Source organism: Bradyrhizobium sp. 142 (genome assembly GCF_023074015.1).
Taxonomy (GTDB): Bacteria; Pseudomonadota; Alphaproteobacteria; order Rhizobiales; family Xanthobacteraceae; genus Bradyrhizobium.
Genome location: NZ_JADPKQ010000092.1, coordinates 17,147 through 28,497 on the forward strand (window position 1 = coordinate 17,147; position 11,351 = coordinate 28,497).

Here is an 11,351-nt window from a genome sequence, read left to right on the forward strand (position 1 = left end):
TCAGATCTTTCCTTCTAACCGATCCTGGAAATAGCGTCCGAGGACGGTCAGGCTGAGAGCAAAAAGCACAACGGCAACGCCAGGCATGATTTCAAGCCACCATGCATAGATCACATAGTTGCGCCCAGCATTCAGCAGCGCGCCCCACTCGGGCGCCGGGGGAGCAACGCCGAGACCGAGAAACGCAAGAGCTGCGGCCCAGATGATGGCTTGCCCGACACCAAGCGTCATCATCGCAGTGAGCGGGCTCATCGCGTTGGGAATGATATGCCTCCACAGGATACGCGAATAAGCATGACCGAGTGCCTTGGCAGCCTCCACATAGGCCGCCCCTTTTATCGAGAGAACCTGGCCTCTGATCATGCGAGCATAGCCTGGTGCTGTGCCGATTCCGACCGCTATGACCTCGGTCAGCACTGACGGCTCGAATACGCTCACGAACAGAAGCGCGAGGAAAAGCGTGGGAAGTGCGAACAGCACGTCCAACAGCCGGCTGAGAACATTGTCAAGCGCGCCGCCCAAAAGTCCAGCGACTAGGCCGAAAACCAGCGCAACAACGATGCTCAGCGCGGTTGCGCCAAAGCCGATCGTGAGAGACTGTCCTGCTCCCTCGACAATTCTGGAATAGAGGTCCCTGCCCGATTGGTCCGTTCCGAACCAGTGCGCTAACGAGGGAGCTTGCAATGGTGCCGTCAAATCAATAGCGAGCGGGTCGTGCGTCTGCAGCAGACCCGGCGCGGTTGCTGCGACTACAAAGAATCCAATGATGATCAGAGCGACGTAAACTCGTAGGGGAGCATGACGAACGATCTGCGGTGCCTCTCCTAGCTGCGAAGACATGCTCAAGTCGCCGACCCTGCTCATGTCGTTTTGATCCTTGGATCGACGATCCGGTAGGTGAGATCGACGACCATACTGGTGATGGCGAACAGGCCGGCGGAGATCAAAATAGCCCCCGAGACGACTGGAACGTCCCGAGAGGACGTCGCAGCGACAAGGACTCCGCCAAGGCCTTGACGCGCAAAAACCGCCTCAATTAGGATCGCACCGGAAAGAAGCTTTCCGATAGCCCAACCTGACAAAGTAATACCGGGCAACGCTGCATGACGCAGGACATGGCGAAGCCTGACGCCGAGCTCACCCATACCTCGCGCCCGAGAGGACATGACAAATGGCTGTTCGAGGACACGCGTGAATTCGCTGCGAACGATTTGTCCCAAAACTCCCGACAATTCCAGCGCCAACGCAGTCGTTGGAAGAACGAGACCGATCGGGGAATTCCCTCCGATGACCGGGAAAATGCGAAGCTGTACCGCAAAGACAACGAGCAGAATTGTAGCCAGCCAGTAGGGCGGCACAGTTGCCAAGAACACCTGCATTCCGCTGAGCAATGTCGACCACATGTTGTCTCTGCCGGCGATGAGGATCGTTGTCAGGATGGCGATGACCCATGCCGCAATCAGCGCCGCAAGCGCCAGAATAATTGTAGGGCCAACCTGTTCTGCGATGATATCAACGACGGGCCGATGCTGCTGGTAAGACTGGCCAAGATCTCCGTGCAGGATACCCCAGATGTATTTCGCGTATTGAAGAACAATTGGCTGATCAAAGCCGTATTTTGCGTTGACCGCCGCAATCTCTCCGGCAGGGGCCTGTCCAACGTTGCCGCTCGTCATGTTGATGATGATCTGGGCGCGATCGCCGGGCAGCAGGCACTGAACAAGGAACGTGAAAGTCGCAGCAAGCCACACGACGGACGCAGCGGACACGAGCCGGCCCGCGAGCCAGCCTATCCACTTATGAGCTGCGATACTGACGGGCATCATTTCTTGTCGGAGAAATGAGCATCATAAAAGACCGGTTCACCGACCGACCCACGGTCCAGCCAGACATCTTTCAACTTTGGGCTGGTCGCCAAGGTGACATCCAGCACTGTGAAGCCAAGTACGGCGGCTTTCTCTACTATTTTGCGTTCCGCCTGCTGATAGAGAGCAGTCCGCCCGCCATCGTTGAATTCCTGTTCTGCTTTCCGGATGACATCCCATAGCGCCTCATCCTGGTAGCGTGACGGATTGAACCGATTACGCTCGCCGTTCTTGTAAGGCTTCCAAGAAATGCGGAAGACCTCTGCGCCGGGTGCAACCCAATAGAGGAGCACAACCTCGTAGTCGTTCGGTCCAAGATTCTTCCCGGCAAAGAAATCCGCCTGGTTTGTCGGCTGAAGCCGCACGTCGAATCCGGCAGCTTTTGCCTGCTGCTGGATGACCTGCAATGCCTGCTCGCCATCGGGCTTCAGAAACGCACTTGAATAGGAGATACGCACGACGAGGGGCTTGCCATTCTTAAGGCGAATGCCGGCATTATTGTGCTCAGTCCAACCCGCCTGATCCAGGAGTTGATTGGCCTTTCCAACATCATACGCATAGGACCGCCCGAGCCCGCTGATATATTCCGGCGAACTCTGACTCAGCGCACCATTGGCCTCGAATGGCAAAGCGCCCAGGAAGGACAATTCAACAGCGGCTCTTCGGTCAGCAGAGTGTGCAAAAGCCTGCCGGACGAGCACATCGTCAAACGGCGGCCGTGCCGTATACAACGCCAAGCGTAAAGGGGTGCCGCCCGTAATATGCCGCAAGACGGTGAAGCGGGAATTGGCGTCCTTCCAGGCAACCGCCGGAATATCATAGACGACGTCAGATTCGCCCGTAAGCAGCGAGCCATAACGAACCGTCTGATCCGAAAGAAACCGCCAGTCGATGCCATCAACGTAAGCCGGCCCCTCGTGCTTCGCGTTACCTGGCGCCGAATTGTAATGGGGGTTGCGGCGGAACACAACGTTTTGCCCGTGATTCCACTTCTCAACGATGAACGGACCTGATCCCACCGGGCTGTTGCAGTTCACAGCAAGTCCGCGCTTGAGCGCAGTTGGCGACAAAATGCCTTGGGAGGACTGTGCGAGAACGTTGAGCAACGGCTGAAACGGTGTCTTCAGCGTTATCCGCAACGTGAGCGGCGCAATTGCTGTCGCCGATTCAAAGCTGTCTTCAAGGTAAGGAGCGGCAGTAGGGTTGCGACGATCCGGATCATTGCCGAGCCATCCGTTGATGTTCTCGGCAACGGCTCGTGCATCGAGGGGCGTCCCGTCGGTAAACTTCACATCTGGCTTGATCTCAAACGTGTATACTTTCTTATCGTCGGAGATTGTCCACGACGTAGCCAGCCAGGGCACAATCTTTCCATTTTCACTCCGAGCGACCAGATTGTCGCTATACTGCCGTTGAAGGTACCATTGCTGCACCCATCCTCCGAACAGGCATGGCGGCTCTTGGAAATGCCCATAACGGATAACACCTCCTCGCTTTAAGCTGCCGTCTGAAGCGTCCTGGGCACAGCCGCTCGCCATAATCGCGATCTGCGACAGGCTTGAGAGCGCGAACAGCATAGCCGTCGCCTTTTGCCTTTTTCGACCGTTCGGTTGGATGGCGAGACGCCCAATCCTCGTGCGTGCGATAACAGACATATTCAAAACTCCAGTGAATACGGACAAACAGCGTCACACGGACGACGGAGTCGCCAACTCGTCCGCAGGAACGCCGTGATGAGGGATTCCAAGATGCTCGCGCAGCGTCTCACCCTGGTATTCAGTGCGGAACAGCCCGCGGCTCTGTAGAATCGGCACGACATGGTCGACAAAGGACGCCGCGCCGTCTTCCAGTACGTCTGGAATGATGTTGAAGCCATCAACTGCGCCAGCGCGGAACCATGACTCGATCGAATCGGCAATCTGCTCGGGTGCGCCCACGACCAAGCGATGACCAAAGGCTTGAACGCTGCCGATGATCTCGCGGACCGTGCGGCCTTCGCGTGCCAGAGCTTCGATCGTGCGGTGATGACCGACCGAAAAGGGTACATTCTGCGGGTCGGGCAAGAGTTTTTCGGGAATGGGCTGGTCGAGGCTGAGTTTCTCGACCGGCACTTCCATGTCCCGTGCGAGAGCGATCATGGCGCGCTTCAGATCAAGCAGCGCGTCAATTTCCTTCTTTCGGCGCTGTGCCTCTTGTTGGGTGTCGCCGATGAAGGTGACAAGACCGGGAAGGATGAGTGGAGTTGCAACGCGGCCAAATTGTCGCGAGAGCGCACGCACGCGCTCGGATTCCCGAATAGCCGTCGTCAAGTCGCCGGCTGCGGAAAAAACGACATCGGCGCTGCGCGCGGCGAGGCGCACGCCAGGATCCGAACCTCCAGCCTGCACGATGACGGGATAGCCTTGGCGCGAGCCAGGATGGGTGAGCGGGCCTCGGATTGCGAACGCATTCTTGTTGGGATCGAGCAGCCGGAAATGATCGTTATTGGCGTAAACTCCAGATGCCTGATCAGCAATGATGGTCTCATCCCCCCAGCTCAGCCAGAGAGCACGGACGGCTTCAACGAACTCCTCGGCGCGCTTGTAGCGCTCTTCGCGTCCGATCTGGCGACCACCAAAGTTTGCTACCGTCGCTGGGCTGGATGTCGTAACCGCATTCCAGGCCGCTCGGCCGCCACTAATGACATCGAGCGACTGGAAACGGCGCGCCAGATTGTATGGCTCATTGTAGGTCGTCGACGCCGTCGCGATCAGCCCGATGCGCGTTGTCTCGCGCGCGATTACGGAAAGCACAAGCGTAGGCTCAAGCCCATTGAGTGGCGGCTGCCGAGTGATGTCGAAGGGCACCGCGGGGGTATCCGCTAAAAACACCGCATCCAACAGGCCACGCTCGGCAATCTTCGCAGCACGAACGTAATGCCCGATGTCGAAGAAGGCGCTTGGGTTGGTGCCCGGCCAACGCCACGCTGCGGAGTGACCGCCCGCGCCGTGAAGATTGAGGCCAAGATGAAGCGTGCGGATGACGGAAGACATAGATACTCCGAACTGCGGCGACCTCGAAGCTGCCGGCAACGCCTTCAATGACAAATTGATGTTGATCACGCTGTTCGGCTACTGACCTCGCCCCCGGGCGGAGGCTTGGCCAGAGTGCGCCGGAAGAAGGGCCGCGAGCTACCGCGCTTCGAGACAGCAACCTTAAAGGCAAGACTTTGGGCATTGTGCTGGCCAATACTCGGCCGCTTGGCACGGTGGACGGCATCAGGTGAAGCTAGAATGATCCTGATTGTGGTGCTGATCTGGCTCCGCAGCGGCGCGCTCCGTTCGGATTTCCACTCAAGGGCCCGCAGCAACAGTCTGCGGGACGCACATGCCGCGCGAGAGACGATGACCAACTGCGTGCGCGAGGCCGTGCTTCCCAATTGCATCGCAAATTGCATGATAACTAACAGTGTCCTTGGATTCCGCAGCCAACGAAAGCGTAGCTCGTTATAGGACAACGTGTAGCTGTGACGATCACCTGAACGCAATAGTTGAGTATTTCAATCTACTGCCGCCAGTTGGTATCCTTTTCTAACACGAGCTCTCGTTCGATTCATTTGAACGCATTGGCCGCACCGTCAAGTTGCGCGACCTTGCGCTGATGCTGTGACCTTCGTTCTTTCGCATCCTTACTTCGAAACGTAACGGCAGCATCGATGCACAAGCTTCTGATGGTGAGACCTGCATTTGAGTCGACAGTGTGGAGCAGAACTTTGACGCTGGCGAATAGTTGCAAGCGTGGGCAGTATGGATCCGACGGCAACATCAAATAATGCGATTGAATGCGCTTCTTTTTGCGATGTATTGCGTGAGAACTGGCAGCACTATCGGACCCTCGTGGCTCGCAATGCGTTCCGTATCTTTATTCGGTCCAGCGCACCGCGGTGTCTGACGTGGCCACGTTTTTGCCCGCCCAGAGGTGGCGACATGCTCCGTCAGGCCAGAGAGCGCGTGATGCCCACAGCTCAGTGCGCTGACCACCGATGAAAAACCAGCGTGACGCCGCGCTGCTAGGCCACAGGTCAAGGTCAAAACCGCGCGACACGACCTCGCTGCTCTGGTCGACGCGGATCGCCGCCCGGAATCCCACTTCCTTGCAGGCGCTTTCCGGATCGCCCCGACGTACGAATCCGGGCAACTTCTTCCCAGTTGGTGCCATCGGCCTGCGCATCGAGGAGTCGCCAATACGTCCAGATGCTGGTCGTCATAGAAAGTCAGCACCAACTCATTCGGCGCGGCGTGCCCGGCATCTGGGTCTAACGCCGGCTCTTTCATGTAAGCTCACGCGGCGAGTTCGCTATCTTTTGCGAAACTTGAAACAATAGACCGGTTATAGCCAGTGGTTTGATGGCCTACCGAATGGCTGCTTTAGCGCATGAAAGCTCGTGCGCTTGTGGCCTGGAATGTGCGGCGGATCCGCGTGGATCTCGGTATTCCGCAGGAGCAATTGGCTTACGATGCGGACATTGACCGCTCATACATGGGCGCTGTTGAGAGGCAAGATGCGAATCCAACAATCGATCTGCTCGATCGGATCGCTAAATCGCTTGGCGTCCATTTATCTGAGTTCTTTCTCCAACCGCCCAAAGGAGCAACCTCCCATAAGACATTGCGCAAAGGTCGCAAGCCGATTCGTCCACATCACAAGAAGAAATAGCGCTCTGCTCGCATGAGTTCGCTGAAAACATTGTAATTTGCTGGACGGGAATTCCGAAAGCTGCGGAAGCGCAAAGGCTTCACGCAGGAGAGATTCGCATAGGCCTCCGGCAACAATACATCAGCGGGCTGGATTGACGACGCAATCCCACTGCGTGAATCTGTTCGCACTCGCAAGCAACGCGAGGCAAGGCGGTTCGCGTGGGCTCAGTTGGGATCCGGGCGTCGCCAGGGTAGCCAACGGACAATTCAGGACCTCCCAACAGCAGCAATCGTCATCGACCCATCATTCCGCCGCCCACCGATGGCTGAGGCAACTTATGGCGGAGTTGCCAGCGCTCTACCGTACAAGGCCGCTCTCGCCGCGCCACCCGGGCGCAGCCGCAGGTGGCCCAAGGCGGCCGCGCACAAATGGCCCTTGACCACTTCCAAACCTGGCCGCGTTCTAGCCTGATATCCTATTGAGTTCGAAATTCGCTTCACGCTCCGCAAGCTCCACTACTCGCAATATGCGTGTGGCACCACATCAATGTTTAGGGGGCTAGAGCGCAGGACAGGAATGTGAGGTCTCGGCCTATGGTTGTGCCAATCGACGATTGGCATGTCTACGGACAACATCCCCCTTCACCTCTGCACCTCTAAATCACCTGCAGCGCTTATTTGGTCGGTGAGCAAACATGGCAAAGTGTTCGAAGCCGATCAAGAACAGCGAGGCGCTCCCTCGCCTCCTATGATTTGCTAGTCGAACACGGAAAAGCATCTGGTCGAAGTCGCGTTCCGATCGTGTGCCGCCTAGCGCCCGAGGGATGCCACGCTCGCGACGGCTCCCTAGGTCCTTCAGAAAGCGGGCGGTGGCATAAGGCACAATGATTGTGCATCGCTGCAGAGATCAATGATGGGATGGTCTCGTCAGACGTCGAGCTCAACCTGACCTCCTGATTCCTTCGGTCATTATGATCGCGTGATAGCCAGGAGCGCGAGGAGCTTCATTCGCCAACTCAGTGCGGTTGCCCCTCGCCTCGGCCGATGAACTCCAACACCGTCTCAGCCTGATTGATCTCACGTGAGATACGCTCCAATACCCGAATCGTAGATGCCAGCGTAGGGATGAGCCCCGCTCTTTCGTACGCAAGCTTCAAATGATGCCTCACCTGTTCCTGGGTAGGAGCGACGCGATTCTGTAGCGCATTGATTGTCATTGATGAGAGCATGTGGTGGACCACGCTTTCTTCCGCTTGAATCAATATTGATTGCCTCTTCTGATGTTGGCTCAACTTTTTGAGATTAGTTATCGGCGAAAGTGTGTGCGTTCCGTGGAATTAGCGCCGGTGGGCACGTACCCAAGGAATCGGCAACGCGCATGATGCGGTTGATTCTGCTGAGGACCGCGGCATCCGCGGGCGAAGAACCACCGCCATCCGAACCAATTGGCCAGGGATCGGCCGAGACATTCGTCGTGGCTCGGAGCGAGCCGCTCGAGCATTTAGTCAAGAAAACGGATAACGGTCAGAAATCGTTCACGAATCTGACTCTTGGTCGGTTCTGGGCGCGCCGCCCCTTTCTGCGTGTTGGGCTAGCTTATCGTATTCATCGGCGACTTTCAGGAGCCTGTCCCTGGGTTGGCCGGGTCCGAGCGAATCCGCTTTGATTCGCGTTGCTTGCGCACGAGCTCGCCAGAGTTGTGGATCGTAGATTGGTCTGTATGGTGTCATGTAGATGAGGATGCATTTCCAAGATCAAGGAAGTGCGACGGCTGACCTCCGTATCATTACGTAGGCTGCGATCCGTATGGACCAGAGACGCAGTCCTCCTGAATGCTGAGTACGCGGCAACGGACGAGCCCAGCCTTTCCGGATTACTTGGCGCGCGTCTTTATCGAAACTTCGGTGAGGGTGAGTGCGAGCTCCGCGATGCTGCGCCGGTGATAACCGTGGATCGATAGCCTCCTACGTGAAGGTGCGCCAGAACGGGCTTTTCACAGGTTCGGTGATCCGCGGTTGGTCACGGCGAGAGAAACGTTGAGCGCGCCTCGTCGGCCGGGAAACTGCCGCGAGCATTATGATTTTTGAAAAGCGAGCGGTGCAGTGCCTCGGCCTTCTTTAGGGGCCCATGCTCGGCCAGAACGCTGCTCGAGAGCCAAGAGCTTTCATTGCACCGTGAGTTCCCAAATAATCCGGATGTGCCCCTCTGGAATCGAGGGGCGGAAAATATGCATATTTCGGACGCGCAGCTTACTCTTATTAATCAAATTCAGGACGCGCCCGACATCTCCCTGATCAGAGAAGAGCACATACATCACACCCTTGTCATTTAGGCGGCGGCGCGCACCTTTGAGAGCCGAGGCCATGACATTGTGATCTTCATCGAAGCAAGAGCGCTCCAGGTCGTCTTTCGCTTTACGATTCCAATAGGGGGCGGCAAAGAGAATGATGTCAAATTTTTCTCCGGAATGCAGCCCAGAATAGGTGTCGCTATAGCGCGCCTCGGCTTTGTCCGAGTAACCTAATCTCTCGATGTTTATCTTCGTCGTGAGGACGGCTTGCGGATTTATGTCGAGTGCCACTAGACAGCCTGCGCCGGCACGGAGCGCTGCAAGCCCTAGTACGCCTGATCCGCATCCGAGATCGAGTACTGTCGCGCCAGGTTCGATGTGCCACTTCGACATCAATGCGTCGGGACCGTGACTTAGGCGTGGTGACAAAACACCAGGCAGGACGTGCAGGGGCAGGCCGCTTACTTCCACGTCATGCGGGCGCTCGCATAGTCGCAGTTCGGTTAGCATTGCATCTACGTCAGTCGTTTGGCGCCTTACAGATACGCCTAGCGGGGCATTCATCTAACTCTCCATCTTGTGGTGAAAACAACGTCGCGAGAGACGTCGGGACAAATCCGGCCAGCAGGCCGGTCTTGACGAACTGCTTCAGCGTCCGGCAAGCGGTGGGCTGGGAAGCCGGATAGCTGGCCTCATATTGCTCTCCATCAACCGACTGCCAACGATAGCGCGGCTGTTCCCGCGCCTGCTTTCTCGGAAATGGGCACATGACTTTAGAGAGCATCTGTCTACACGTCTGAATGCACAGCTTCACTCGGTGTTGCTGCCCCTCAATAGCAATGGCCGTGCCAGGAACGCTAAGCGCAGCAAGCCTATGGTTAGGCTCTGCGGCATGCCGGCACTCGCTCGCCGAGCACCGTGATATGCCTGTATCAGGGGTAGCCGTGCCGAAGGCCATACATGAAATCGTCCTCTTGCCGCACCACTTTGCGCCAGTGCGAACTAGAGAAATCGCTCGCGACTTTTCGGCCGAACGTCGCGTTTGCAGACACGCTGGCGATCTACTGACATTTGTCACGTTTGGTTTCCGACAGAAGCACGGACTGCGCTCACCTGATCAGTTTTCGGGTTACCGAAAGCTGCCCAGCGCGTGCGGCTCTGGGCATTGACCGGATTCTCGCTTATGCCTGTCCTCAGCGCCGACTGCTACGTTGTGCAAAATGTCCGGTGCTGATGCGGTAGTCGGCCGCCAATAGCGGCTTCCTTGTGCGATGACTGTGCCCGTGTCGCGCCAGCGCCATTTCGCGGCGCCGATCACCAGGGACGCTGACGGTGTTGAGCGATAACGCCGTGTCTCAGTTTGAAATTGAGGGATCAGCCCTTTTTTTCAGGCCGCTGCTGCCGCTCTGGCGGTCCCAGACCGCTCTTGAGCGGAAAGATGCTTTTCCCGGCCCTTCTTACCGCCCTTATCATGGCTGGCCGATCCCAACCGGCGATCTTGATGAGCCCACTGGCAAGTGCCAACGATAGCGCGGCTGCTCCCGCGCCTATTCTCTCGGAAATGGACACACGGCGTTAGAGAGCGTCTGTCTGACACGTCTGAATGCACAGCCTCACTCGATGTTGCTGCCTCTCAATAGCAACGGCCGTGCCAGGAACACTAGCATTACAGTTGCTTTGTTTGCGGGCTTATGAATCCATGGGCAACCATGATTCGAATGTCGTGGACGCGGGCCGCGTCGGTTGAGGAGACGCTTGCGTTGTGGGCGGCGTCGCTTCGAGAGGTCAAGCAGCGGATACGTCCGTTGTTCACGCAAGAGCGTGTGGCGACGAATGCAGGCCTGTTCCTGGAAGGTCTGCTCGGAGATGAGCAGCGCAAGACCGGTTGGATGCGCGCGGAGGCGGCTGGCGATCCCGGCCCATGGCGGCAGCAGGCGATCCTGGGTCGCGGGGATTGGGACGCTGATGCCCTGCGCGACATCGTCCGGGACTATGTCATCGAGCATTTGGCGGATGACGATGCGGTGCTGGTGATCGACGAGACCGGCTTTCTCAAGCAGGGTAAGGCCTCGTGCGGAGTGGCGCGGCAATACACTGGTTCGGCAGGGAAGATTACGAACTGCCAGATCGGCGTCTTCGCTACCTACGTTTCGCGTCATGGTCATGCGTTCATCGATCGCGCGTTGTATCTTCCGAAGGAATGGACCGACGATCCAGATCGTCTGGAAGCCGCCTACGTGCCTGCCGATGTCGGCTTTGCGACCAAACCAAAGCTTGCGACGAGAATGATCGCACGTGCGATAGCCGCGTCTGTACCATTCAAGTGGGTTGCCGGTGATACGGTCTACGGTGTTGGCGACATCGAACAGCAACTACGTCGGGCAGGCAAAGGCTACGTGCTTGGGGTCAGCAGCGCTCATGTGTTTCGATCCTGGGGCAAGCGACCGCCGGTCGCCGGTACGGCCGCGGACCTCGCCCGGACGCGGCGCCCGTCCGACTGGAAGCGCCTGTCGGCGGGTC

7 protein-coding genes are annotated in these 11,351 nt (G+C 57.6%); 2 read left to right on the forward strand and 5 right to left on the reverse strand.

What is annotated here, in order from left to right:
• The 4 genes from IVA82_RS09505 to IVA82_RS09520 form a co-directional block, all read right to left on the reverse strand.
• The gene (locus tag IVA82_RS09505) at window positions 1–864 is read right to left on the reverse strand and encodes an ABC transporter permease (RefSeq protein WP_247493274.1); all 864 of its coding nucleotides are present in this window, start codon (window positions 862–864) and stop codon (window positions 1–3) included.
• Window positions 861–1,826 carry an ABC transporter permease gene (locus tag IVA82_RS09510; protein WP_247493275.1) on the reverse strand — a complete coding sequence of 322 codons (966 nt, stop codon included), beginning with the start codon at window positions 1,824–1,826 and terminating at the stop codon, window positions 861–863. Before IVA82_RS09510 ends, IVA82_RS09505 begins: the two co-directional genes overlap by 4 nt.
• Window positions 1,823–3,442, reverse strand: coding sequence for an ABC transporter substrate-binding protein (locus tag IVA82_RS09515; protein WP_247493276.1), 1,620 nt, complete (start codon window positions 3,440–3,442; stop codon window positions 1,823–1,825). Before IVA82_RS09515 ends, IVA82_RS09510 begins: the two co-directional genes overlap by 4 nt.
• Window positions 3,443–3,553: 111 nt before the next feature.
• Window positions 3,554–4,897, reverse strand: a complete 1,344-nt coding sequence (locus IVA82_RS09520; protein WP_247493277.1) for an NtaA/DmoA family FMN-dependent monooxygenase — start codon at window positions 4,895–4,897, stop codon at window positions 3,554–3,556.
• A gap of 1,381 nt (window positions 4,898–6,278) precedes the next feature.
• Between IVA82_RS09520 and IVA82_RS09525 the strand changes: the two genes are divergently transcribed.
• On the forward strand, window positions 6,279–6,560 hold the full coding sequence (locus tag IVA82_RS09525) for a helix-turn-helix transcriptional regulator (protein ID WP_247493278.1): 282 nt from the start codon (window positions 6,279–6,281) through the stop codon (window positions 6,558–6,560).
• A gap of 2,145 nt (window positions 6,561–8,705) precedes the next feature.
• On the opposite strand, the gene IVA82_RS09530 is transcribed toward IVA82_RS09525, so the two are convergent.
• A complete protein-coding gene (locus IVA82_RS09530; RefSeq protein WP_247493279.1) occupies window positions 8,706–9,395 on the reverse strand; it encodes a methyltransferase in 690 nt (229 codons plus the stop codon).
• Window positions 9,396–10,540: 1,145 nt separating this feature from the next.
• Between IVA82_RS09530 and IVA82_RS09535 the strand changes: the two genes are divergently transcribed.
• A partial coding sequence (locus IVA82_RS09535; RefSeq protein ID WP_247493280.1) for an IS701 family transposase occupies window positions 10,541–11,351 on the forward strand: 811 nt, incomplete at its 3' end.

What these genes read in the sequence shown, in the direction of transcription:
- IVA82_RS09505 (WP_247493274.1), bottom strand. Translation starts at nt 864, where the DNA reads ATGAGCAGGGTCGGCGACTTGAGCATGTCTTCGCAGCTAGGAGAGGCA.
- IVA82_RS09510 (WP_247493275.1), bottom strand. Translation starts at nt 1,826, where the DNA reads ATGATGCCCGTCAGTATCGCAGCTCATAAGTGGATAGGCTGGCTCGCG.
- IVA82_RS09515 (WP_247493276.1), bottom strand. Translation starts at nt 3,442, where the DNA reads ATGCTGTTCGCGCTCTCAAGCCTGTCGCAGATCGCGATTATGGCGAGC.
- IVA82_RS09520 (WP_247493277.1), bottom strand. Translation starts at nt 4,897, where the DNA reads ATGTCTTCCGTCATCCGCACGCTTCATCTTGGCCTCAATCTTCACGGC.
- IVA82_RS09525 (WP_247493278.1), top strand. Translation starts at nt 6,279, where the DNA reads ATGAAAGCTCGTGCGCTTGTGGCCTGGAATGTGCGGCGGATCCGCGTG.
- IVA82_RS09530 (WP_247493279.1), bottom strand. Translation starts at nt 9,395, where the DNA reads ATGAATGCCCCGCTAGGCGTATCTGTAAGGCGCCAAACGACTGACGTA.